The organism is Aliikangiella maris (genome assembly GCF_040719265.1).
Lineage (GTDB): Bacteria > Pseudomonadota > Gammaproteobacteria > Enterobacterales > Kangiellaceae > Aliikangiella > Aliikangiella maris.
In genome coordinates, this window is record NZ_JBFDAH010000007.1 from 16,227 (window position 1) to 42,770 (window position 26,544).

The 26,544-nt window shown below is 35.3% G+C and carries 22 protein-coding genes and 1 pseudogene; 10 read left to right on the forward strand and 13 right to left on the reverse strand.

What is annotated here, in order from left to right:
* From ABVT42_RS08015 to ABVT42_RS08055, 9 genes and pseudogenes are all read left to right on the forward strand, one after another.
* On the forward strand, nt 1-1,632 hold the full coding sequence (locus ABVT42_RS08015) for a long-chain-fatty-acid--CoA ligase (RefSeq protein WP_353874214.1): 1,632 nt from the start codon (nt 1-3) through the stop codon (nt 1,630-1,632).
* A gap of 49 nt (nt 1,633-1,681) precedes the next feature.
* Nucleotides 1,682-2,533: an alpha/beta hydrolase gene (locus ABVT42_RS08020; RefSeq protein WP_353874216.1), complete on the forward strand. Its 852-nt coding sequence runs from the start codon at nt 1,682-1,684 to the stop codon at nt 2,531-2,533.
* Nucleotides 2,534-2,936: 403 nt separating this feature from the next.
* Nucleotides 2,937-3,539 (forward strand): SPOR domain-containing protein, encoded by a 603-nt coding sequence (locus tag ABVT42_RS08025; RefSeq protein WP_353874217.1) that lies wholly within the window; start codon nt 2,937-2,939, stop codon nt 3,537-3,539.
* A gap of 183 nt (nt 3,540-3,722) precedes the next feature.
* Nucleotides 3,723-3,917, forward strand: a pseudogene (locus tag ABVT42_RS08030) (SRPBCC family protein); the annotation flags it as partial.
* A gap of 88 nt (nt 3,918-4,005) precedes the next feature.
* Nucleotides 4,006-5,943: an acyltransferase family protein gene (locus ABVT42_RS08035; RefSeq protein ID WP_353874218.1), complete on the forward strand. Its 1,938-nt coding sequence runs from the start codon at nt 4,006-4,008 to the stop codon at nt 5,941-5,943.
* Between the two features lie 199 nt (nt 5,944-6,142).
* Nucleotides 6,143-9,148: a fused MFS/spermidine synthase gene (locus tag ABVT42_RS08040; RefSeq protein WP_353874219.1), complete on the forward strand. Its 3,006-nt coding sequence runs from the start codon at nt 6,143-6,145 to the stop codon at nt 9,146-9,148.
* A 322-nt stretch (nt 9,149-9,470) separates the two neighbouring features.
* Entirely contained in the window at nt 9,471-9,902 is a 432-nt protein-coding gene (locus ABVT42_RS08045; protein ID WP_353874221.1) for a pilin, read from the forward strand.
* 87 nt (nt 9,903-9,989) lie between these two features.
* Nucleotides 9,990-10,421: a pilin gene (locus tag ABVT42_RS08050; protein ID WP_353874222.1), complete on the forward strand. Its 432-nt coding sequence runs from the start codon at nt 9,990-9,992 to the stop codon at nt 10,419-10,421.
* A 37-nt stretch (nt 10,422-10,458) separates the two neighbouring features.
* Entirely contained in the window at nt 10,459-12,375 is a 1,917-nt protein-coding gene (locus ABVT42_RS08055; RefSeq protein WP_353874223.1) for a tetratricopeptide repeat protein, read from the forward strand.
* On the opposite strand, the gene ABVT42_RS08060 is transcribed toward ABVT42_RS08055, so the two are convergent.
* From ABVT42_RS08060 to ABVT42_RS08120, 13 genes are all read right to left on the reverse strand, one after another.
* On the reverse strand, nt 12,358-13,356 hold the full coding sequence (locus ABVT42_RS08060) for a glycosyltransferase family 4 protein (RefSeq protein ID WP_353874224.1): 999 nt from the start codon (nt 13,354-13,356) through the stop codon (nt 12,358-12,360). The two genes, ABVT42_RS08055 and ABVT42_RS08060, sit on opposite strands and share 18 nt — an antisense overlap.
* Nucleotides 13,357-13,375: 19 nt before the next feature.
* Nucleotides 13,376-14,140 carry a glycosyltransferase family 2 protein gene (locus ABVT42_RS08065; protein ID WP_353874225.1) on the reverse strand — a complete coding sequence of 255 codons (765 nt, stop codon included), beginning with the start codon at nt 14,138-14,140 and terminating at the stop codon, nt 13,376-13,378.
* Nucleotides 14,141-14,152: 12 nt separating this feature from the next.
* Nucleotides 14,153-15,388, reverse strand: coding sequence for an oligosaccharide flippase family protein (locus ABVT42_RS08070; protein WP_353874226.1), 1,236 nt, complete (start codon nt 15,386-15,388; stop codon nt 14,153-14,155).
* Between the two features lie 3 nt (nt 15,389-15,391).
* Complete coding sequence (locus ABVT42_RS08075; protein WP_353874228.1) at nt 15,392-16,171, reverse strand: 6-hydroxymethylpterin diphosphokinase MptE-like protein; 780 nt, start codon at nt 16,169-16,171, stop codon at nt 15,392-15,394.
* 13 nt (nt 16,172-16,184) lie between these two features.
* Nucleotides 16,185-16,916 (reverse strand): SDR family NAD(P)-dependent oxidoreductase, encoded by a 732-nt coding sequence (locus tag ABVT42_RS08080; RefSeq protein ID WP_353874229.1) that lies wholly within the window; start codon nt 16,914-16,916, stop codon nt 16,185-16,187.
* Between the two features lies 1 nt (nt 16,917).
* Nucleotides 16,918-17,847 carry a phosphoglycerate dehydrogenase gene (locus tag ABVT42_RS08085; protein ID WP_353874230.1) on the reverse strand — a complete coding sequence of 310 codons (930 nt, stop codon included), beginning with the start codon at nt 17,845-17,847 and terminating at the stop codon, nt 16,918-16,920.
* A gap of 1 nt (nt 17,848) precedes the next feature.
* Complete coding sequence (locus ABVT42_RS08090; protein ID WP_353874231.1) at nt 17,849-18,520, reverse strand: acylneuraminate cytidylyltransferase family protein; 672 nt, start codon at nt 18,518-18,520, stop codon at nt 17,849-17,851.
* An 8-nt stretch (nt 18,521-18,528) separates the two neighbouring features.
* The gene (locus ABVT42_RS08095) at nt 18,529-19,422 is read right to left on the reverse strand and encodes a glycosyltransferase (RefSeq protein ID WP_353874232.1); all 894 of its coding nucleotides are present in this window, start codon (nt 19,420-19,422) and stop codon (nt 18,529-18,531) included.
* Entirely contained in the window at nt 19,415-20,257 is an 843-nt protein-coding gene (locus ABVT42_RS08100) for an SMP-30/gluconolactonase/LRE family protein (protein WP_353874233.1), read from the reverse strand. The genes ABVT42_RS08095 and ABVT42_RS08100 overlap by 8 nt, the downstream gene beginning before the upstream one ends.
* Before the next feature lie 32 nt (nt 20,258-20,289).
* Nucleotides 20,290-21,240 carry a GDP-L-fucose synthase family protein gene (locus ABVT42_RS08105; RefSeq protein WP_353874235.1) on the reverse strand — a complete coding sequence of 317 codons (951 nt, stop codon included), beginning with the start codon at nt 21,238-21,240 and terminating at the stop codon, nt 20,290-20,292.
* A gap of 18 nt (nt 21,241-21,258) precedes the next feature.
* Nucleotides 21,259-22,380, reverse strand: a complete 1,122-nt coding sequence (gene gmd / locus ABVT42_RS08110) for a GDP-mannose 4,6-dehydratase (RefSeq protein ID WP_353874236.1) — start codon at nt 22,378-22,380, stop codon at nt 21,259-21,261.
* Between the two features lie 73 nt (nt 22,381-22,453).
* Nucleotides 22,454-23,650: a glycosyltransferase family 4 protein gene (locus ABVT42_RS08115; protein ID WP_353874237.1), complete on the reverse strand. Its 1,197-nt coding sequence runs from the start codon at nt 23,648-23,650 to the stop codon at nt 22,454-22,456.
* A gap of 52 nt (nt 23,651-23,702) precedes the next feature.
* Entirely contained in the window at nt 23,703-24,572 is an 870-nt protein-coding gene (locus tag ABVT42_RS08120) for a glycosyltransferase family 2 protein (RefSeq protein ID WP_353874238.1), read from the reverse strand.
* 247 nt (nt 24,573-24,819) lie between these two features.
* Between ABVT42_RS08120 and pilB the strand changes: the two genes are divergently transcribed.
* Nucleotides 24,820-26,535 carry a type IV-A pilus assembly ATPase PilB gene (pilB, locus tag ABVT42_RS08125; RefSeq protein WP_353874239.1) on the forward strand — a complete coding sequence of 572 codons (1,716 nt, stop codon included), beginning with the start codon at nt 24,820-24,822 and terminating at the stop codon, nt 26,533-26,535.
* Nucleotides 26,536-26,544: the final 9 nt, after the last annotated feature.

Below are 26,544 nucleotides of genomic sequence, written 5' to 3' on the forward strand. Positions count from 1 at the left end.
ATGATTCATTTTGCTGAAATTAATACACTTGCCCAAACACTGCCTTTTCATGCCGAACGAACCCCAGAAAAACTGGCGCTGGTTAGTAAGGATGGTGAGGTAACTTATCAACAACTCAATGAGCTTAGCGGTCGCGCTGCAAATGCATTACTGGCAGAAGGTATTCCATCTGGTTCAAGAGTTGCTTATCTCGGTAAAGAAAGTCAAGCCTACTTTGAATTAATTTTTGCCTGTGCAAAAACCAAAAATGTTATTGTACCCATTAACTGGCGTTTAACTTCAGATGAAGTTAAACATATTTTGTCTGATTCCGAATCGGTTATTTTAGTCGTTGATCATGATTTAACTGCTATTATTGATCCAATAAAGTCCGAACTAAAACACCTTAATAAAATTTTACTGGCTGATAGCCCACATTCACTTTCTCAAAATTCACCAACACAATCACAGAACAATACCGATTTAGTAGAGACCACTAAAGACTACACTTATCAAAATTGGCGTGACAGCGCCAGCGACACTCATATAGAAATTAAAGTAAAAGGTAAAGATGCCGTTGCGCAACTTTACACCAGTGGAACAACAGGCTTACCCAAAGGCGTGGTACTGCCCCATCAAAGTTATTTTAAAGTGAGAGATGCACTACAGAGTGAATCGTTACATTGGATCGACTGGCAAGAAGGTGACAACAGTTTAATTGGCATTCCTGGTTTTCATGTAGGTGGATTATGGTGGTCTGCGCAAGGTTTTAATGCGGGAATCACCAATATTTCGATTCCGGTTTTTTCATCTCAATTGGCAATCAAACTTATTAAAGACTATCCCATTACCACTATGTGTGTTGTGCCAGCAATGATTCAAATGATCTTGAGTGAAAAAAATATACAATCCAGTGACTTTCATTCACTTAGAAAAGTGGTTTATGGCGGCTCGCCAATTGGCGAAACATTATTAAGCCGCGGCATCGAAATAATGGATTGTGATTTCGCACAAATTTACGGATTAACTGAAACCGGTAATACTGCGGTTTGTCTGCCACCCGAAGCTCATCAAATTGGTTCTGAATTATTAAAAGCCGCAGGCCGCCCTTATCCTGGTTTTGCATTAAAGATCATTGATAGTAACAATAATATTTTAACCACGGGTGAAGTCGGCGAAGTCTGTATTAAAACGCCTTCGCATATGTTGGAGTATTGGAAAAATCCCAAGGCGACTTTTGAAACACTGGTAGACGGATGGATTCACACCGGCGATGCCGGTTATTTAAATGCTGCCGGATACTTATTTATCTGTGATAGAATAAAAGATACAATTATCGTCGCCGGTGAAAATGTATACCCTGCTGAGATAGAAAATGCACTTGGCAAATGTGACGGTGTTGTTGAATCAGCAGTCATTGGTATTCCAGACGAGCGTTGGGGTGAAGCCATTTTAGCTTTTATCGTTTTTGATGAGTCGGCAGAACAATCTATTCGTCAAGTCTGCCTGGCATTACAAAACAAATTAGCCAGCTTTAAAATTCCAACTCAATTTAAAATTGTCGATAAAATCCCACGTAATGCCAGTGGTAAAATTTTAAGACGAATTTTACGCGATGAGTTTTGGAAAAATAAAGAACGTATGGTTAACTAATTTTTTAATTCATTTTAATTACCATTTTATAATCAGTTGTGAGCGTCTTATGAGAAATACAATCATTAAAATAATTGGCATAGTCATTAAACTGGTGAGTATTTTCTCAACGCAAAAAGCAGTCGACATTACCTTTAAACTATTTTGCTTTCCTGCGGGTCGTCCACCGGTCAGACCGCAGGAACAAGCCATTTATGATGCGGCACAATGTGAAGAAATGACCTATAAGGATGACGTTGTAAAAATTTATCGCTGGGGCGTCGAAAATAACAAACCGGTTTTACTCATTCACGGATGGGAATCGCGCGCCTCACGTTACTACCGTATAGTAGAACGACTCGTAAAAGAAGGATACAGCCCCATCAGTTTTGATTTACCCGGACACGGCGACTCAGGCAGCAACAGCACGACCATTTTAGAATGTAAAGAAATCTGTCAGTATATTCAAAATAAGTACGGCGATTTCGAAGCGGTTATTGCCCACTCTTTTGGCGTACTCTGCGCTTTTTATGCGGTAAAAAATCAATCAGTCAAAGTGAATAAAATTGTTGCCATTGGCGGTGTTACCGAATTTAAATACCTGGTTGATGAATTTGGGCGAATGTTTTCATTAGCACCAAAAGTTAAAAACGGATTAATGCAAGCCGTGGAAAATTTATTTTATCTCGAACAAGATATCTGGCATCAGTTTTCAGCTTATACAACCCCCGAAAAACTTCACCAACCAATTTTAGTGATTCATGACGAAGATGATGATGTTGTTTCAGTTGAGCAAGGTTTAAAAATCATGCAATCATACACGGCACAAGCTGAGTTTTATCAAACGAAAGGACTCGGCCATAAGAAACCTTTATTTAACGATAAAGTTGTTGATCGTGTGGCGGATTTTTTGGCAGCTTAGGGGGAATCGGCAGATTATACGGTAAAAGCCGATATTCAAAATAATGCCTATTGGCATAATTCTTTAATTATTGGTGTAAGAGTTGAACCAACAACTTATCAATTAAGATACGGAAGGATAAAACGCACCAATAAAATACGCTTTAAACAATAGCAGTCCCATTTTTTCTCTTCTTCTATTTCTTCATAGGTAAGGCGAACCACATCATCATAAGCGCAATAAAAAAATGAATTAAAGCTTTTCTATCGTTATTTTATTTTCCTAAAACTAAATTTCAATCCATTTATTTAAATCACTGACACGACTAATATTCAACACATCAAAAATAAACACCATTGGCACACAAAATGCTAAACAACAATAATTAGCCCAGTTGGCAAACTATTCAATACGGAGCTTAACAATGAAGCATTTAACCCTGCAAAAATCAGAATTTCATTTTTTGATGATCTCGGCCGCATTAATACCACTGTTCAGTTTTATTGCTGGATTTTTTTTAGCCTCAAACAATTCAACCCAAACAATGCCTAACGCAATAAAACCTACTCAAGGCCAACAAGAAAAACTATTTAATATCAGCAGCTTAGAGCCAAAATCAAAAGAAAAGGATATAAGCTCAGTAGAATCGATTGCGCTGACTAACCAGCAGGAAATTAAATCGGTAACAAATGTTGAACCAGCGAAAACCGAACAGAAAGCAACTAATGATGTCAGCCAATCACCGCTGTTTGCAGCTGAGCCAAAGTATATTATTCAAGCCGGTAGATTCTCAAAAATAGATAACGCCAGAAAAATGTCAGCCATACTAACCACCAAAGGTATCAACAACCAAATAATTGACGATTCTACCACCTCCCCAACAACCTTTAGAGTCGTTACCGGCACATATCGCTTAAAAGAGACCGCCAGAGTTCAACTCCAAAGACTCCAAAAAGCCCATACCATTCGCTTATTTTTAACAACAACGACATTGCCTAAAAAAGCATCACAAATTGCTTTGCTATAATTAAAACCTTGTAAAAATTAAATCTGGTAATTATTGAAAGTGCAGCGTATGTTAAGTGCGAAAAGAATAACGTCTTAAAATGGCGTCAGATTTAGACTTAAGAGCAGAATAATGAAAGTAACAATCGAAGTATTGGTAAATGCTCCACTAGAAAAGGTTTGGGATACTTAAACATCAGCAGAGCACATCACTCCCTGGAATTTTACCAACGACGATTGGCATTGCCCGGCAGCACACTCCGATTTACAAGTAGGCGGCAGATTTAGCTACCGAATGGAAGCTGAAAATGAAAATGAAAATGAAAATCAGGTTGAACTACAACAACAAGGCTGGCAAGCTATTTTAAATAATTTTAAGCGGTATACGGAAAATCGTTAATAAAACGCCATCAGATACAAGACAAGAAAGACAATTTAAATTGTTCCCGGTGATATAATTTTAATTTTTAAAAGTGCAAACGCAATAAATGACCCAACTTAAGTATCGCATAGATATTCAAGGATTAAGAGCTGTCGCAGTTATCTTGGTCTTATTATCTCATATCAAAATTCCTTTATTTTCTGGAGGATTTATTGGTGTGGATATTTTTTTTGTAATTTCGGGATATTTAATTAGCGGATTACTGTTAAAAGAATATTCAGAGAAAAAGACCATCAATCTTTCTAATTTTTATTTTAGACGTTTAAAACGACTATTACCCGCACTTTTTGCCATGTTAATCGGCACACTACTGATTGCATCGATATTATTATCTAGTGTCCAATTAGGAGAGCAGACTAAATCACTAATCTACGCATCAACTTGGACAAGCAATTTATTTTTTACTTTTGCAGAAAAAAACTATTTTGGTCAACAGCAACAACTTGACCTGTATTTACATACTTGGTCATTAGGTGTTGAAGAACAGTTTTATTTAATATGGCCAATTTTTATCTTAATCATTGCTTACTTTTATTCTACCAATTTAAAAGCATTTACACTCATTTTACTCATCAGTCTAGTTACTAGCTTTTCGCTTTCGATTTATTGGTTAAATCAAGACTCACAGTGGTCCTTCTATCTTATGCCTGCCAGAGTTTGGCAGTTTTCACTCGGGGCCTTGGTATATCTATGGCATTCGATAAAAATTTCATCGACAGAGCCGACTTTAAAACTAATTTCTTTTCTGTCAATTGTTGGTTGTATTGTCATTATCAGTTGCTCTATAATACTCGATGACCAAACAGTTTATCCCGGTTATTGGGCAATTCTACCTTCAATTTCAACTGCATTGATACTCGCTAACCGCACTGAAAATATTTTATATAGACTTTTTGTGTCAAGCCCACTTGTTTGGATAGGTAACCGTTCTTACTCTTTGTATTTGTGGCATTGGCCACTATTGACAATTTGTTTTTCTCTAGGTTTTACCGGCAAAGATATTATTCCAGCCGTTATTCTTACTATTATTTTTGCTGCCATTAGTTACCGTTATATTGAAAAACCTATATGGAAAGGTAACATTTTTAATATGCCTGCCAAATTAGGCGTATCTATTTCTATCTTAAGCATTTTAATTTTCACTTACGGTTTGCATAAATACATCGAGTTAGCAGCAAATAATCAGCACCATCAATCAATTCAAATGTTTAGCAACGCGAAAGCAGATGTACCCATTATTTATAATCTGCACTGTGACTCATGGTACAAAAGTGCCAAATTAGAACCCTGCATATTTGGCAACCCTACAGCTTCAAAAACAGTTGTCATATTTGGCGATAGCATAATGGCGCAGTGGTTTTCATTTTTTCTTGCTTATTTCGATAATGAGCAATGGCGAATCATTGTTTTAACGAAATCATCTTGTCCAATTATCGATATTGAATTCTATTACACTATGATTGGAAAGAATTACACGGTTTGTACCACATGGCGTAACCAAGCCATTGACTATTTACAACAAATAAGACCCGAGTTTATTTTCGTCGGTAGTGCTATGTCTTACAGTTTTTCAGAAGAACAGTGGGTTAAGGGCTCTAAAAGTATTTTAACTCAACTATCAGAGCTTTCTAAACAAGTTGTTGTTTTTAAAAGCACCCCCAACCTAAGTTTCTATCCAATATCTTGCTTAACTAGACAAGTTGAATCTATTAGTTACCGGATTTTTGCAAGTGGTGCAGAATGCCAAGAAAAGATTAATTTGCAGAAGCTAGAGCAGATCACGAATTACATTCAAACGGCTATCAAAGATCTCAAGAATGTACAACTTTTAGATTTAAATGATATTGTATGTCCGCAAAAAATCTGTCGCGCACGAACGCCTAACGGAGAAATCGTATTTCGAGACAACCAACATATTACCAATTCATTTGTAGAGTCCCAATTTGATTTAATTGTAAAAGAAATAGATAAAATTGTCCGGTAAAAACTTCTCTATATTTATGATTGAATATTAAGTTCATCATAATTATTACCAAAATGAGACCAAGTTAGCCTTTCAAAATAATATTGTTTGAGATATTGATAACTTATGCTATTAAGTTTTCTAGTATCGTTTATATAAATATAAAACTCATATATGATTGAGTAGAAACAAAAATCTAACCTTAGGATATCAATATCTTATGCAGGCATCAGCATCACGATTAAAAATTATACTTTTCTCAATTTTCGCTCTTTCTGGTTTTTCCGGTTTAATCTACGAGTCAATCTGGACTCATTATATCAAGCTGATTTTAGGTCATGCAGCCTATTCTCAAACTTTAGTGCTTTCTATTTTTATGGGTGGAATGGCGATTGGTGCAGCATTAACTGGCAGGCATAAAGATAAACCGCTAAAAACGCCATTAAAATATTACGCGCTAATTGAGGGAGTCATCGCTATTTTCGCTTTTGCTTTTCACAGTGTTTTTGTGGCCAGTGAATCATTGCTGCATGAAACACTCATTCCTGCACTCGACTCGGTTATTTTAATTGAAACAGTTCGCTGGGGATTAGCAGCATTACTCATCTTACCGCAATCTATTTTACTAGGCACAACATTTCCGCTCATTGGCACTGCTGTCATTCGACTAGACGAAAAACATTCTGGCTCAACATTGGGTATGCTGTATTTCACCAACAGTATTGGTGCAGCAATGGGAGTGTTAGTCAGTGGTTTTGTATTAATAGGTTTAGTTGGTTTGCCTGGTACCATTATGACAGCTGGAATTATTAATATTTTTATTGCTATTGTTGTATGGGGGCTAAGTAAATCGGAAAGAACACCCGAAGATATCCTAGCCAATAATCTAACTACGCTCGAATCAGAGCCGGTTAATCCTCAAAAGGATTTTTCACCCAATTGGCTATTCGCCATTGCATTACTCACTGGACTGGCATCATTTCTCTATGAAATTGGCTGGATTAGAATGTTAAGCCTAGTGCTTGGCTCGTCAATGCAAGCATTTGAACTGATGTTATCAGCATTTATTACCGGTCTCGCCTTTGGCGGATTGTGGATACGCAAACGCATACAATCAACCACCAACCCTGCATTTTTTCTTGGCAAAATTCAGATCATTATGGGGCTTTGTGCAGTCGCTACCCTCCCTCTCTATACCCATATGTTCGACTTTATGGGCTTTATGGTCAACAGCCTGAATAAAAATGAAGGTGGTTATTTACTCTTTAATTTAAGTAGCCACTTAATATCAATGCTAATCATGCTACCCGCTACATTTATGGCAGGGATGACACTCCCATTAATCACTTTTACGCTACTCAAATGGAAACAAGGTGAAGCCAGCATAGGAAGAGTGTATGCATTTAATACAGTCGGCGCCATTATTGGGACATTAATTGCGGTTCATTTACTGATGCCCTTAATCGGCACAAAGGGGCTTATCGTTACCGGCGCACTGGTCGATATTGGGCTCGGCTTATTTTTAGTCTTTAAATTCATTGAAAATAAACCTCGCTTAAAGGTACAAATTTATTCTGTAGCATCAATTATTGCATTTTTGACTATCTCGGTGGTGATTGAGTTTGATCAATTGAAAATGGCTTCAGGGGTTTATAGGCATGGACGAGCAGACAGCGTCGAATCGACTCGTACAATTTTTTATAAGGATGGTAAGACCGCAACGATTTCAGTAAATGAATTTAAAAGTGGAAGTAAATCCATTTCGACAAATGGTAAGCCAGATGCCATGATTAGAGCAAACACACAAGAGCATTCTCTAGACGAAGCCACCATGATTTTAGCAGCAGCTTTGCCACTATCATTACATCCAGAAGCAACAAGCTTTGCCAATATTGGGATGGGCTCGGGATTAACATCGCATACACTCATGACTTCTGGAAGACCGATTACCCTTGACACCATCGAGATTGAATCGGCTATGGTTGAGGGCGTTTCTTATTTTGGTGAGTCAACCGAAAAATCCTACACAGACTCGCGCAGTAAAATATACATTGACGATGCTAAATCTTTTTTCTCCCGGAATAAAAAACAATATGATGTGATTATTTCAGAACCATCTAACCCTTGGGTATCAGGTGTTGCCGGTCTATTTTCTGAAGAGTTTTATTATCATATCAACCGATACTTGGCCAATGATGGCGTTTTAGTACAATGGCTTCAATTGTATGAAACCAATATAAGTTTATTTGCCTCTGTCTTTAAAGCACTCGATAAAAACTTTAAAGATTATGCTATCTACACAAGTAATTTTGGCGATATTATTATTATTGCCTCAAACGGCCGCAGTACTCTTCAGCTAGATAGCCAATTATTTGATGACCCCAGTTTAAGCAATCAATTAAAAAGAGTGAAAATAAACAATCGAGATGATTTACAAGCCACTCTAATTGGCAACAAACAACAATTTCAACCTTATTTCAACTCGATTAAATCACCGACTAACTCTGATTATTTTCCCTATCTGAGTTTAAATGCCCCCAAAGCAAGATACCTAAGAGAAAATATTTTTGATATAACAGCACTACTCAGTTCACCGTTTCCACCTTCCATGCGAACACCTTATTTCACTAATAAATTAAGCAAAGAAGCAATTGGTTCCGAAAACATAACGAGTATTTTACAAAGCAATGCTAGAGAGATTGCACGTGTATTTAATTTTTCTTTAAGCACTGAATTAAATCAAACAAATCTGAATAATAAATTATCGGCTAGTGCATTATTAATATCACAATTTACCTCTCAATGTCATAAGTCGACTGAAATAGATAATGTTATTGATGATAACCTACACTATCTAGCACTACATTTAATTCCCTTCAGAGGAAATCAAGAAGTGAACCAGTTTTGGGATAAACTTGTTAATTCAAATTGCATTGAATATTGGCCAGAACATTTAAAATTATGGGTCAATCTTTATTTTTCAGTCGCTTATAACAAACACAAAGAAATAATAAAGTATGCCAAAATAATTATTAATAGTCATCCACCTAAAAGTCGAAATAAAGCTTGGTTTCTATTAGGCGCGGCACTGAATAGTTTTATTTTATTAGAAAAAACGGCCGACGCTCGAGAGTTTAGAGATAGCGTTTTTAAGCAAATAAAACTACCCAATAATTCAAAATACCCTTTGTACTTAGAGATACTTCTCTTTCAAATAAACGAATAAAATGAGCAAATAAAACATTTCAAAAAGTGTCACTCCCATTGAGAAGTGACATTTTTTGTCACCCTAGAAATATAATAAATTTTGTAGGGCTACATTAAACAACCCAAAGAAAAAACAACTCATTTTAACCAATTGATTTTATTAGTTTTTAATCTAAATGGGTAAAACCGTTAATTGCTAAAATATATTTTCTCCCTCTTATTTTTTTTGGCATCGAAATTGCTAGAATTTAGTATGATTAAATATTTGTAGTTTTTATAAAACAAGCTACCTTTATATTCATGCTCCATCTATTTCATTTAAATTACTGAGGGTATTCTCTATGAAAAAAGTTCAAGCGGGTTTTACATTAATTGAATTAATGATCGTTATTGCGATTATTGGTATTTTAGCGGCATTTGCGATTCCAGCTTATCAGGATTACGTTGCTCGTTCACAAGCAGGCGAAGCTTATTCTTTAGCTTCAGGATTAAAAACTTCGGTTGGAGATATTTTTATGGATGAAGGTAACTTTGATAATGCTAAAAGTGGCTCATTTGGTATTCCTCCTTCAGGTTCTGTACAGGGGAAATATGTCTCCCAAGTCAACTTGGACGAAGGTAAAATCATAGCAACTCTAGGGCAACCGGCTGCTAGTGATAAAATTAATGGTAAAACGGTTACTTTATCACCAGTTGATAATGGTGGTTCAATTTCATGGACCTGTAAATTTTCAGGTGAGGCAAAGTATGCCCCTAAGGCATGCCGCAATTAATAATTAGTTCTAGCCGATCAGCTTTTACAGTCTTCGTGTTAAAGCTGATCCAAATATTTCTTAGCCTAATTCAATCGAGGTTCCAATATGCATAAAAAGGTGTCTGCTTTTACCCTTATTGAACTGATGATTGTTATCGCAATTATAGGAATATTAGCCGCTTTTGCCATTCCAGCTTACCAAGACTACGTTGCCAGATCACAGGCGGGTGAAGCCTTTATGTTATCTACTTCGCTTAAGGTGATGGCGGGTGACATTTTTATCGATGAAGGTTCATTTGATAGCGCTGACAGTGGTTATTTAAATATCCCCCCAGCTTTATCTGTAACCGGAAAATACACCAAGCAAGTATTAATCGAAAATGGTGTTATTATTGCCACCATCGGCAAAAGCGCCAGTCAGACAATTACTGGAAAAACGGTTAAACTTTCACCGATTGAAAATGGAGGTTCATTCACATGGTTATGTACCTTTGATGGTGAAGCTAAATATGCACCAAAAGCCTGCCGTACAAACTAGTTACCGATAAAAATATAATTCATAACAAAAAATGCTTTTGACAAATTATTTCCATAGAAATAGTTTTACCTACTTATATTTATTTCTTGTCTGTTTTGTTTCGGGAATTATATTTTGGCAAGGTACTTCTGGTAGTTTTCTATTCGATGACTTTGCCACTTTATCAGAACTTAAACTAGTCACTAACTTTCAAACCTTCACTCAATATGTACTAAGTGGAATAACTGGCCCAACAGGCAGGCCAATATCACTCTTGGTATTAGCGTTTAATTCTGATGCTTGGCCATCATCACCGCAAACTTTTATTATAACCAATATTGTCATACATTTAATAAATACAGTTTTAGTCTTCTTCGTCGTTAGACAAATTACTAAGCTGACTCCCTACAAAGATCAACGACTTATATTTGCACTACTTACTGCAACTATATGGTCAATTCTTCCCAACCATGTATCAACGGTCATTTATATCGTTCAAATTATGACAATGCTTGCAACACTATTTGGGCTGTTGTCAATTTTATTCACCGTTAAATATATTCTTTCAGTTGAAAGGCAAACACCTAATTTAATATTTTGGCTCATTAGTCTTTTTTTCTTGGTTCTTGGAGTCCTCAGTAAAGAAAATGCCATTACTATCCTTGTAGTTAACTATTGTTGTTTCTTTTTATTAAGCCCTTCTAAAAAACACTATTTACAATTTCAAGTCATTAAACTCATTAACAGTAGTTTCGTTCTCATATTATTTTGCTATTTAGCTTCGTTTATATTTACAGCAGAAGCAGATTACCGTTATAGAGACTTTACTTTATGGGAAAGGTTGCTAACGCAAAGTAATCTATTTATCAAACATTTTTCCTATTTTCTATTTCCAAGACCTGTAACAACGGGATTATTTAACGATCAAATAATGATTGTTCAGTCAACATTCGAGTATGCTATTGCAATTAGCATAGGCATTATAATCATCCTATTAAATTGTTTTTGTATATATCGGTTAGTAAAGCATCGGTGCTATTTTTCGTTTTGTTTATTATTTTTCTTTGCCTGCCATCTAGTCGAATCAACTGTAATTGCATTAGAGCTCTATTATGAACACAGGAATTATCTCCCTTATATTGGACTATCAGCAGCACTTGCCTATTTATTAATAAGACTTTTTAAGTATCAAAAAAATTTGGCAGCAATTGTTATATTAATAGTCATTTCTTCAAACTTATATTGTTTATATCAACGAGCCGACCTATGGGGGAAACCACTAAAAGCGGCTGCGTTTTGGGCACAATTAAATCCTAATTCAATTCGAGCTCAAGAAAATGCAGCAGTTAAATTTTCTAAAGTCTATCAATATGAACAAGCTATCTATTATTTAAAGAAAGCTTATGAACTCGAAAAATCTCCATTTATACTGTTAAATGCCATCAATTTAGCATGCAAAGGGAACTTTATATTAAATGATATTACGGTCTCACCGGGAGTATTTAAAACAACATCGCCATCTAACCGAGACTGGTATGTTGCTTTAGAGACAGTGACACTACATACAACGAGTAAGTGCTTGAGCTTTTCATTAGGTGAACTTAAAACAATGATTAACAATATGATCGACAATCCATATAATCAATCTGATGCTAAGCAACAAAAGTATTTACACTTAAGAGCACTCTTATACTTAAAAGAGAAAAATGTTAATTTAGCAATTAACGACTTTTCAAGCGCACTTTTATTAATACCGAAACCAGACATTTTATTATTGCATTCGGCAACTTTAGCAACTAATGGTTTTTGCGAGCAAGCCATTAATTATTTAGAAAATAATCAAGAAATTTTATTCAAACTCAACGAACGTGAAAAGTTAATAGACTGGTTATATCCTAGTCAAAACGAAATAGTAGAATACCAACAAAGGCTCAAGCGAAACTGTTCAAAAGAAGAATCACTGACGAATACTTAAAGCTTCATCGAAGTATTCTCTATATTCTAAAGCCATCCTCATCAATGTAAATTTTTGACAAACTTTTTCTCGATTGTACTCGCCATACTCTTTTCTCAGTGGTGGATTTTCAGCAAGCATTTTAATACCATCGACAAATTGTTGAATATTTCCTATTTCGCATAAAATACCACCCCGTTCATGATGCACCAATTCAGGTATAGCAGAACAATTACTTGAAACCACAGGCAAACCACAGGACATAGCCTCAGCTATAACCAAACCAAATCCTTCTCGTACACTTGGAAATAAAAATATATCAGCTTGTTGATATATTTGATGCATATCAAGATAATTAACCTTTCCTAAACATTGTAAATTAGAATGAGAATAGCTAGCAGGAATATTTCTCAGGCCACTGGTATATTGTATAACAATATTTTTTGGCAGTTTTTCTGCAATTAATGGCAGCCAATGAGTACCTTTTCTTAAACCTAAATTACCACAAAAAAGAACTTTGATTTTATTTGATTGTTTTATTCTTTTCTCACTAGGTATAAAACGCTGGTGGTCGACACCATTGTAAATTACTTTGATTTCTTGATTAAGATTTAGTTCCTTTTTAACTTTATTAGCCGTATATTGGCTTACTGCGCTAATATAGTCAGCGCGCTTTAAAGACAAAGCGGTAAACAATTTTAAATCTGTCAAACGATGTAAATTTTGCAGTCTAGTGAGATAAGGTCGCATAAAGTTGTCTAACGCGAAACCATGAAACGTTAAAAAGAGAGGTACGTTTCTGTGTGCATGGAAGTATCCATAATCGGCATAAGTATGTACAAGATCCGCTTTAATATTTTTACCTACTGAAAATAATGATGGCGGAAATAACGTACGATAAGGATGATAGCTAATTAGCTGATAGTTTTTAATATTTTCCGCCAACATTTTATGTACGACGTGCGCACCATTACCGCTAGCAATTGGACTAATAATTTTCAAAGCATCCCCAATAACTCATTTAACAATTCAAAAGTTTATTTTTCAACCAGCGATAGCTTAAATATAGTGGCCAGTACACATGATAGATATAAAAAAGAGATTTAGAATTACAATACTTATAATGGATTGATTGCTCTTCTAAAAAACGCTTTCTCAAAAACAGCCAGGATTTATTTGAACTAATTCCCCCATCGCCCATTTTAGCAATAACTTCGGACAAACAACCTATCTTAATATTTTTTCTATAGACCCTTAACATATGTTCATAATCCATACAGATCCGATAGGTAAGACTATAGCCACCATATTTTTCAAACAATTCACGCTTATAAATAATTCCTTGATGACATGAAAGCATTTTAAAATTTATCCAAAACATTGTGCTTTTTGGATTTAATAAAATGTTGTTTTTTCCAAAGCACACCGCAAAAAGACTTAAATCCCAATTTGAAGTATTAATTCGATACATAGCCTGCTCTAAACTGTTATTATTTAAAAACAGGTCATCCGAGTGTATAAAAATTAAATATTCACCTGATGCTAGCTTAATACCTTTATTCATTGCATCAGCTATACCTAAATCAGGCTCACTAATCCACGACGCGATTTTTTTCTCGTGTTTTTTAATTAAGGTAACAGTATTATCTTTTGAACCGCCATCAATAATGATATGTTCTTTGTTGAGGTAAGTCTGCTCTGCAACACTTAAAATACAATTTTCAATAGATTTTTGCCCATTATAAACTACACTAATAATACTAATACGGGGACTTTGTTGTTTCATAAAATACCTAAATCATTCCAAAGTGCTCTGAAATTCCAATCTACTTTTTCTTGAATAATATACCGTAAATATCATCATATTTAAAAATGCAATCAGTGTAGCAATTGCTGCACCATCTAGATCTATTAATCTTATTAGAATATAATTTAGTAGAACATTCATTAATACACTAGCTAGCGCAATTTTTGCAATAATTCTGGTTTTATTTTGGAGAAACAAATATCCAGAATAAACTTTTCTGATACCTTCTAAAGAATAAGCTAAAGAAACTATTATTATAATATATTCAACTCCGTGATACTCTGTTGGAAGAACTAATCGATAAACGACTGAAAAAAAGCCGCCGACCATAACACCTAGGATAATTGAAAACAATGAATATATCCTAGCATGTCGATTAACATCTCGCTCATCTTTAAGTGACTTAATAACTTTTGAATAAAAATAAGGATTCCAAGCTTTTAAGAAGCTATCATGAAAAACACCAACTATCATACCAAACATATATGCAACTGAGTATTTCGCAACCGCATCGGCACCCAACAAAGATTGAATGATTAACCTATCACCAACATTTAAAAATGTAAAAGATACAACATGCACAAACACAGGTAAAAGAAATGTTAGCGCACTAGTAAGAGCATTTTTTAAGTTAGCAAATTCGACTAGCTTTAAATGTGGTTTAATCACTTTTAATAGAAGAAACGCTAGCAAAATACTCCCCACCAAATCGCCAAATACGCGAGAACTCCAAGTATCATTCCAATAAAGCAAAGTAACACCTATTCCATTAGCAACTAATATAGATAGCGTTTGAAGGCTTACTAAATAGATAGCACGCTCCTGAATTTGTAATAAAACACTACAGATTTGGATAAATGCAAGTAGTAGTGATGAAAAAAGAACAAGTAGTATTAAAGTCAAATAGTCAATATGTTGGAAAAAAAATGGAGCTAGCAATAGTATTAATGGGAAGCTAACAACCAAACTAATAGGGATAAGGATTACACAAATCGTAACTTTTTCATTAAACTCAGCTATACCATCCCTTGAATATGAGCTCAGCAAATAGCTATCAGGCTTTAGACCAACAAGCAGCGAAAACATCGCCAAAAAAGCAATAAAACTTGCATAATTTCCAAACTCTTCTATTGGCATTAATCTCGTGTAAAGTGGCAATAATAAAAAAGGGATTAACTTTTGAATACTCGCTCCAACTAAATAAACCAACGCTTGTCTTCGTAGCATTGATTAAGCTCTTAAAAATTCAGCTAAGCTTAAACGAGGAAATACTTCAAGATGACCACCAACACTACAGTTATATAGTTTTCTCCCAGCTAATTCATAATTTAGCTTGGCTACTCGATATGCTAATTCACTTTGTTCTAAGTCTGGTAGTTGCCATTTAACACCATTAGAAAAATAATTTGGATCAAAATGATTAGGATCAGATTGCTCTGCAATGACTGTTTTATTAGCCTCACCTTTTGTTTCAAAATTATGATCACACCCAACTAGTGCAACTTTTTCAAATCCAAAATGAAAAGCTAATTGCATTGCTACAAATGTTACAGTGTAGCCTTGATTGATACTCATTGAGCAATCTGGGGCAAATTCGCCTGAAAAATCGGATGAATGCAGATAGCAAATATTACTACGTGCACTTAACCCTAATTTATCCGCATAAGAATCAAGAAACAAAGGTATTGAAGTATTGGCAAAATATTCCTTATTTTGCTCTAAAACATACCTATTCACCGCAACTATAGACTTAGGTCGAAATTTTACTTTTTCAAATAAGAGGTTTATTTTGTTCAAACCAAATGTATATATATTAGATGAGCTAAGCAGATCAAAATCAACTTCTAATAAAGATGGACCATTACACAAAATAACACAACTTTTTGCTAGCTGACTATTTTTAAGACTTTTTAACTTTCGGCGAGAACGCCAAGAATTTAAATTAAAGTCCCAAGCCACTCTCCCCCAAAGGAGTGAGGCAGCTCTTTTATATGGATTTAGTGTTTTCATGTAATAGTCTCAGCTATGATGGATCATAAAGTCTTGCACCAATACCACCATTAATTTCTAAAGTTGCCCCATTTAAAAAAGGACAACTATCAGAAATTAAAAATAAAACAGCTTTTGCAACTTCTTCTGGTGTACCAATTTTATTGGAAGGGTGATACAAACTAAGTTGGTTGAGTTGTTGCTCAGTGTCAAAGCCAGAAATTAACATGTCAGTTTTAATTGCGGCAGGTAAAATTGAATTCACTCGCACATATTTACCAATATCAACAGCTAGAGATTGAGTTAAACCATTTAGTCCAGCTTTACTAGTTGCATAAGAAATAAACCTTGATTTGGTAAGTTTAGAGTGAATGCTACCAATATTTATAATCGAGCCAGAGGAATACTTCAACTTATCAAATAGTAATTTAGATAAAACCAGAGGAACTGTTAAATTAATATCCAGTGTTTTTTGAAAGTCTTCAATAGATAACTCACTCAAACTTGATAAAATTTGAATTCCTGCATTATTAATAAGAGCAGATAGCTGATTACTAGATAGTTTTTCTTCCAGCAGAGCAACAAATTTTTCTCTGTCTATTTCACTATCAATTAATTTTTGTAAATCGTAACAAATAAAGTTTTTTAAATTATTTTTAGTAGAGCTTTTATCGCAACCTATTACAAGATAACCTTGCAATGCTAATTCATCACAAATAGCTCGACCTATCCCGCCATTTGATCCAGTAACCAAAACAGCTTTCAAACTAGTTTTCTCCTAAAAATTTCAATAATTTTTCTATTGCAATTTTATTTGTTCTTTCCACAGCTTCAACTGTATTCGAAGCATTATGAGACCCCAATATTGAGTAAGGATGCGCTATTAAATAACTATCTTTCGGTAGCGGTTCAATTTCAAAGACATCTAACGCCACTGAGTGAACCTTATTATTTTTTAAAGAACAAATGAGTTCGCTTTCGTTAATAAGCGCTCCTCTTGCTACATTAATTACTCTAACACCGTTTTTGCACTGTTCCATTTCTTTTCTATCCATCATATGATGATTATATTTATTAAGTGAACAAGTGAAAATTAGAAAATCACAGTTTTCAATTTTATCAGGCCACTTTTCAGCTTTAATATGAGCGTTCTCGCTTTGCATATACTGTGGGTCATAAATAACAAGTTGCATTCCCAATGCTTTTATTCTTTTGGCAACCTGTCTACCGATATCACCATAACCAATTAAACCAACAACCTTATTATCTAAAGAAATTCCTCTGTTTTTTGGCCAATAGCCAGCTCTTACCTGCCGATCTATAAAGTAACTTTCTCTTGCTAATCCAATCAAATAACCAATAGCTAAATCTGCAACTTCATTACCAAACATATTAGGTGTATGATCAACTAATATGCCAAATTCAGCGCAAGCACTAAAGTCGACATTATCTACGCCAACACCCCATTTTACTGCAGCCTTTAACTTTCCTTTACTACCTTTCTCAAATACACATCTTGTCGCAGGATCGTCGCCGATAATCCAACCATCAAATTCATGGATAATTTCTATTAATTGTGACTCCTTCATTGTCTGCACAATATTGGGAAAAATAACGTCTATACCATATCTTAAAAAGTTCTGTTCGATCTTATCTTTTAACGCATACATAGGAGGACAGGTAATTAACACTCTCATTTTAGCTCTTCCTTAACGCAATTGATTCAGCCAAGTACCAATCAGTTTCGGTATCAATATCTATCGATTCCAGAGGAGGCGTTTCCCATTTTATTGGCGTTTTACCGATACGTGAGTTTGAGTTTTTAAAAGACGCTTTAGTAAAGATGTAAATACATGAATTCTCTTCATACCAAGGCGTTAAATCTTGAGTTCTAATTAACTTTTTAGGATCGTGATTTAATGGAGTATTGTCTTCATCATAAAATCTAGACAAAAATTTATTAACTGAAAACAAAGTATCATGCTTATCTAAGTTGTCTAAATAGCATTGTACTGCGTCACTGATAGTAGATGGAGAAATTAGAGGATTAGTTGCATGAGTCATAAAAAACACATCAGCGTCAATACAGTTTATGTCATCTTCTAATATAAGATTCATACTCACATCATCACCACAGAGTTCTTTCTTTCTCGTTCTAATAACTATTTTTTCACTTTCATTCAAGCCATTATCAATCAATAGTTCTTTAGCATCTGTATTGATAATAACTTTTTCAAACTTATCACTAATAACTAGAGAATCAAGCATCCATTTAAAAAGTGGCTTTCCTGCAAATTTTCTAAAGTTCTTATTTTTAACTCTTTCACTATTTGCCTTAATAGGAAGTAACGCGACCATTTTATTTTTCATTTTAGTTCTCAATTATTTTTAGGATAAAAGTATTTTAATTTAGCTTGTCTAGATAACTTTCTATGCATACGATTCCCTTTATATGCTCCCCAGTATTGGAAAAACCTGAATTTCACAATAGAACTAATTTCCTTAATCAAACACTGTTGTCTGAGTGCAATAACGGTATCGTTATATATAGCCACAAATATATATTTGAACATATCAAAAATATTAAAGTGAATTTCTGGCATGATTTTCTGCAAAGCAAGAGCTTCTCTTTCATACCTTCTTTTTACTTGAGTCCAACTTTCATTATGAATGTGATATACACATGAATTTTCTACATAGCCAATTTTTTCCTGAGAATTAAATATTCTCTTGGCTAACTCTAAATCTTCTAGTCCTGTAAGAGACTCATCAAAATAATATTGTTCCCATGTGCTTTTATTAATTGCTGCATTAGCATTATTACAAAAATAGTTCCCTTGTGCTTTATCCTTGTTTTCCGGAAAGTACTTCTTAAACAATTGATATTCACTGAATTTAGTTGTATCTCTACCAATTTGTCTTCCATAAACATAACTATATTCTTTTTCTTTAAGTGGATTGACTAAATTAACTAACCAAGCATTATTACTTGGAACACAGTGCCCACTAATAAATACTAAATATTTACCTGATGCAAAATGGCATCCTAAATTCAAAGAACGACCAAAAGTGAAATCTTCTTTATCAATATGTAATATATTAACTTGATGCTTTTTGGCAATATCTAAAGTATTATCGGAAGAGCCAGAATCAACTAAAACAACCTCAACTTTATATTTATCAGTTATCTGATTTTCGATCGCGCACAGCAATTCATTTAAGTACCGAGACTCATTGTATGTTCTAATTATTATACTAATTACTTCAATCATTTTTTAAATCAACGGTGAACACCTTACCTGATAGTGGATAGTTTTTTAAATCAATCGAATTTAGTTTGATATTTGCACTACTAACAAATAACATTTCATTTTCGTTATAAATACAACTGGTTGGTCTTTTCGCAGCTAAAAAATATTCGTCTAATACGGTTCCATCTTTAGAGAATCGAACTACTTTATTCCCATCCCAAAAGGTGATAAAAATATCGCCTTTTGTGTTGATACACCCTCCGTCGGGCGTGCATTGAAAATGACTAAAATCTAACCAGGTCTTTTTATTAACCACTTGTGACCAATCTTGATTAAACTGAAATCGATATATTTTCTTTTCTAACGAGTCCGATATTAAAATACTAAAACTATCTTTTAATAAGATAAAAGTATTAGGAATCGAAATCCCTTCATAGCAAATAGTTAAAGTCTTATTTTTTACAAGAATAACCGCTCCGTCATTAGGTGTATATTTCTCATTCATTATTCCATAAATATACCAATCATCATCTATTTTAGTACCATCATTTGAACGATATTGTTTTGACCTATATTTTTCTGGTGATGTAATGATTTGCTCATAATTTTTACTCAGCAACGAAAACTTATAAAGCCCAGTAGCTGTTGCCAAAACTAATTTATCTTCATAACAATCTAAAATTACACTCGCACGTTCAGGTAACTGAAAAATTGTTTCGTTCTGCTTTGAAAAACAATATCTTATTAGCTTCTGCTGTTCTATATCTAACCAATATAGCTTATTCTCTTTCTCATCTAAAAATAACGATTCTCCTAACGAAGCAACATAATCAGATTCAAAGTATCTTTTTTTCATTTCTTCAAAACTTCCTAAATCTTTATTTACTTTTAAAGAACTTGCTTTAAATACCAGTCATATGTTTCTACCAGGCCTTGCCGAATTTTGACTTTGGCTCTCCAACCCAGTCGATTTATTTTACCACTATCCAATAATTTACGAAGCGTTCCATCGGGTTTGTTTAAATCAAACTTTAACTCCCCTTTGTAGTCGATAATATCAATTAACATTTTTGCTAGCTGCTCAATTGTCACTTCTTCCCCTGACCCAACATTTATGTGCGATTCCATCGGGCTGACTACTCTAGAATATGATATTTTATCAATTGACATTAAATGCACAGCAGCTTCAGCCAAATCGTAAACATGTAAAAATTCACGTAAAGCTTTACCGCTTCCCCAAATAGTCACTGATGGTGCATTTGTTTTCTTCGCATGGTGAATTCTGGCCATTAAACCTGGAATAACATGTGAATTTTCGCTATCAAAATTATCAAAAGGCCCATATAAATTTGTTGGCATAATACAACGATAGTCACGTTTAAATTGACGATTATAAGATTCGCTCAGTTTGATTCCCGCAATTTTTGCAATCGCATAAGGTTCGTTGGTTGGCTCTAACTTTCCAGTTAATAAATACTCTTCTTTAATCGGTTGATTAGCCAATTTGGGATAAATACACGATGAACCTAAGAATAGCAATTGCGGCACATTATTTTGGTGAGCTGCGTGGATAATATTACTTTCTATCATCAGATTTTGATAGATAAAATCTGCTGGAAAATCATTATTGGCCCCTATTCCACCAACTTTAGCGGCAGCAATATAAATCAGATCAAAAGGATTATTTTTGAAAAAATCGTTTACTACATTTTGATCCAATAGATTAAGCTTATCACGACCAACTGTTGTTATATGGTTATTTTTATCTTGTCGCAGTTTATCTACAATTGCTCTACCAACCATCCCTCGATGACCAGCAACAAATATTTTTTTACTCAAGTGATGACTTCCTCAGTTTTATTCACCGTGGTTTAGATGAACATCAAAACCGTGCTGTTTCAATAAACGGTCTTTTCTAGCAACTTGTAAATCGTGTTCAACCATTTCTTCAACCATTTCTTCAAAACTAATTTTGGGTTGCCAATTCAATAATTTTTTTGCCTTGTCCGGATCACCAAGCAAAGTCTCAACTTCTGCCGGTCGATAATAACGAGGATCAATTTTTAATATAATATCTCCAGGCTTTATTTGAATATCTGTGGTTAAATCGACTGTCACAACTCGAGCAACTTCATCAATACCGTTACCTTCAAAGACTAATTCTATGCCTAATTTTTTAGCCGCAATCATTACAAACTCTCTGACAGAATATTGCTGTCCCGTAGCAATCACAAAATCATCTGGTTTTTCCTGCTGAAGCATTAGCCATTGCATTTCAACATAATCTTTTGCATGGCCCCAATCTCTTTTAGCATCGATATTGCCAAGATAAAGTATTTTTTCTAGTCCTTGAGAAATATTCGCTAATGAGCGGGTAATTTTTCGTGTCACAAAAGTTTCACCACGTCGTTCAGATTCATGATTAAATAGAATTCCATTACAAGCATACATTCCATATGCTTCACGGTAATTAACGGTTATCCAATAAGCATAAAGTTTAGCAACACCATAAGGTGAACGAGGATAAAAAGGTGTTCGCTCAGATTGTGGTATCTGTTGAACTAGCCCGTATAACTCAGAAGTTGAAGCTTGATAATAACGACACTTTTTTTCTAAACCCAAAAAACGTATAGCTTCTAATAAGCGCAATGCGCCTAAGGCATCGACTTCAGCGGTATACTCAGGACTTTCGAAAGATACTGCTACATGCGACTGCGCACCAAGATTATAAATTTCATCGGGTTGCACATCTTGAATAATTCGGGTTAAATTTGAAGCGTCTGTCAAATCACCGTAGTGCAGAAAGAAGCTTGGATTTTCCTGATGTTTGTCTTGATAAATATGATCAATTCGTTGAGTATTAAATGAAGAAGCACGCCTTTTAATACCGTGTACTTCATAATTTTTAGCTAGCAGGTATTCGGCCAAATAAGAGCCATCTTGTCCAGTAATACCGGTAATTAACGCAACTTTTTTCAATGTTTAATACTCGCTTATAGTTAATCAGTTTGGTACAAATTTATTTCTACGTCCTAAAAACTATGAGGTAAATTTAATATTGCTCAAAGTATTTTTGATAATCTCCTGCAACACTTTGCCAGTCGAACCTTTGTATCACACTTTCTCGACCATTTTTAGACAATCGCAGCAATTCTTTCGAATTTTCCATTAAAAATTCAATTTTATTGGCGAGCATATGGGCATCACCAACAGTGAACATAAGACCATTATAGCCATCTTGCACAACATCACGGATAGCAGGCAAGTCAGAAGCAATGACAGCGCATCCACACCCCATTGCTTCAATTGCAACCAAACCTAAACCTTCCTGATCACCACCTTGACTAACAACCGAAGGCATTACTAAAATTTGGTGTTGTGTTAAAAGTTCAGGTAATTGCTGATGACTTTTGCTACCAACAAACTTGACATAATCTTCAATTTTCAGCTGTTGAACCTGAGCCAAAAGGTCTTGTTTTAGTGGCCCATCTCCAACAATTGTATATTTTAACGAAATTTCTTTTTGCTTTAAAATAGCAACAGCCCGTAACAGTATAGGCAATCCCTTTTTCTCAACCAAACGACCTACAAAAATAACATTTTGGCGTTCAGCAAATCTCATTTTATTATTAAAAGTATTAACTAAATCAACCCCCATCGAACGAACGGTAATCGAACAATTCCTGTCAACGTTTAAGTATTGGTAACAATAGTCTTTCATTGCAGCACTTACAACAATGAGCTGATCAGCATTTTCAATCACCCACTTTTTAATTCGATTCAAAAAGGGGCTATTCAGTCCATAAAGATCACCACCATGTGATGTAATAACAACTCTTATCGGCAACTTAAAAAGCTTACGTGCCAAAATAGCGACCAATCCTTGCGGGATTATCCAATGCGCATTAATCAAATCAATATTCTTAAGTTTAACCGTTCTGTGTAACGCGAACAGTTGGGCAAGCATTAATAAAGGTATTAATAAGTAATTTAACCGATTTCTTTTTAAGTTTTCTAAAATACCACCACCGTAGGCCAAGGTTTCCCATCGCCGAAAAACACCATATGCATAACGAATAATCCGTATTTTTCCGCGCTTTTCATTTTCCAAAGCCCCTTTTGCGCGTGGCGCGAGAACATAAATTTGAAAATCATTTTGCAGGTATGAAGCCAAATGATAAATAAATCCAGGCTGATTATCCTGCAGGTTTGTGGGAAAGGTCGTTGTGGTGATTAATAATTTTTTCACACAAGTATCATCAATAAATTATCGCTAAAGCTATAAATATGAATAATTCTGATTAATCTCGCCGACTATTCATAAATATCAAGGTATTGATCTGCTCTGAAACCAAACCAATCAAAAAAATAATTACTGAGGTTGTGAACAAAATCACACTCATGTTGGTTAACTGACCAGAGGAGATGAAAGTATATAAATAGTACAAAGTGGCAGTTAAAAACATTAAAACACTAAATGGTGTAAATACTTTTAGCGGCGAATACAACGTTCCAACTTTAAAAATGATAAGCAAAAACCGAAGCCCATCACTCAACGGATTAATATGGCTTTTACCAATTCGATCACCTGAAACAGCTTCAAAATGGTAACCAACCTGATAACCCGCTCTCAAAAAAGCCATGGTAATCGTGGTTGGATAAGAAAAACCATTTGGCAGTAAGTGTAGGAACTCATTGAATTTTTCTCGATAAACACATCTTAAACCCGAAGTCAGGTCTTTTATTGGATAATTTGTAATCTTTGAGGAAAACCAATTGTAAAATCCATTGGCTAACATGCGACTTTTACTGGCTTGCGCATGGCGTTTTCGCGCGCCCACAACCATGTCAAACCCTTGGGAAAGCTCGGTTAACAACCGCCCTACCGACTCTGCCTTATGCTGCCCATCTGCATCCATAAAACATAAAATTTCGCCTTTCGCTTTTCTTGCACCAGCCTTTATTGCCGCACCATTGCCTCGAGAAAAAATATGGGTCACCAAAGTCACCCCTAACTCTTCACAAACTTTCACGGTATCATCTTCGGAGCCGTCATTAACAATAACTATTTCCAACAGATCTGGATACATCGTTTTTAACTGAGGAATCAGTATCTTAAGGCTAACAGCCTCATTTTTGGCGGGAATAACAACACTGGTCTTGTTAAGCATCGTGATCAACTTCCGATTTATTGTACCAATATCAAACTCTGTGAATGAGTAGATATAAATGTGATGTAAGTTATGAATTTTAGCGTATATCTATTTGTTTTTTAATAAAAAAGATGAATTTTCTTTACGTTGCAATTATACTCAATAAATAGAGTAAAATGTAGATGACTGAGATTCACCCAAAATTCGCAATTTTGCGTATTTAAATTAAAATCAATAGTCATTAACCCAACAAATATAGAGAGCTATGGCTGCACCACAGACTAATATCGTACTAAGCGGGTTAGCACGTCGACTAATTCATGATGAGTTTTTGGATGAACCAACCGCTCTGGATGCTATCAGTAGCGCTCAAAAGAATAAGCAAAATCTGGTCTCATATCTGGTTAATAATAACCTCGTCGACTCCTTGTCTATCGCTGTAGCGGCATCCATTGAGTTTGGCGTACCATTGTTTGACTTACATGCCATCGATATGTCACAAATTCCAAGTGGCGCCGTTAGTGAAAAACTCATCTCGAAGCATAATGCTATCCCTTTATTTAAACGAGGTAAACGTCTTTATGTTGCTGTCTCCGATCCTACTAATTTATCGGCACTAGATGAGTTTAAATTTCATTCAGGGCTAACCACCGAGGCGGTGCTGGTTGAAGAGTCAAAACTTTCATCAATTATCACCAAAATTATTGAAGAAAAAGAAAGTGAAGAGCTGGGTGATTTTGATGATACCGATCTTGAAAATCTCGATTTAGACGCTGTCGATGAAAATGCACAAGATGACGAAGTCGATACCAATACAGATGATGCACCTATTGTCCGCTTTGTTAACAAAATATTATTAGACGCCATTAAAAAAGGTGCTTCAGACTTACATTTTGAACCTTATGAAAAACGATATCGGGTTCGCTTTCGTGTCGACGGTATCCTTTCCGAAGTCGCTGGGCCCCCCATCACTTTGGCAACTCGTATTGCTGCACGTTTGAAAGTTATGTCAAGGCTGGATATTTCAGAAAAGCGTATCCCACAAGATGGACGTATTAAACTGAAGCTATCTCGTAACAAAGCTATCGACTTTCGTGTCAGTACACTGCCCACCCTGTTTGGTGAAAAAGTCGTTATGCGGATTTTAGACCCAAGCAGTGCTCAGTTAGGTATTGATGCATTGGGCTATGAAGAAGAACAAAAAGCCCTCTTCCTTGATGCCATCCACAAACCGCAAGGTATGGTGCTCGTCACTGGGCCAACTGGGAGTGGTAAAACCGTCTCGCTCTATACCGCTGTAAATATCATCAATACGGCTGAGAGAAACATTTCAACAGCAGAAGATCCCGTTGAGATCAACCTCGAAGGGGTCAATCAGGTCAACGTTAACCCCAAGGCAGGTTTAACTTTTGCGTCGGCATTGAGAGCATTTTTACGTCAAGATCCCGACATTGTTCTGGTTGGGGAGATTCGAGACCTTGAAACTGCAGAAATTGCCATTAAAGCCGCCCAAACCGGTCACTTGGTACTTTCAACCTTGCATACCAATAGTGCGCCAGAAACATTAACACGTATGGTAAATATGGGAGTGGCTCCGTTTAATATCGCCACCAGTGTTAACCTGGTAATTGCACAAAGGTTGGCAAGACGACTTTGTGAATCCTGTAAGCATGAGGTTGATTTACCACGCGAAGTATTAATCAGTGCCGGATTTAAAGAAGAAGAACTAGGATCTTTTAAAATATTTGAACCAGTTGGTTGCGATAATTGTACAAATGGCTATAAAGGTAGAGTTGGGATCTACCAAGTTATGAAGGTCTCCGAAGAAATGGGGCGAATTATCATGGAAGGCGGAAATGCCATTGATATAGCCGATCAGGCAAGAAAAGAAGGGGTGAATGACTTACACCGTTCTGCGCTGCTCAAGGTTATTCAGGGAATTACTTCTCTTGAAGAAGTTAGTCGCGTCACTCAGCATTAATCAGCAGGA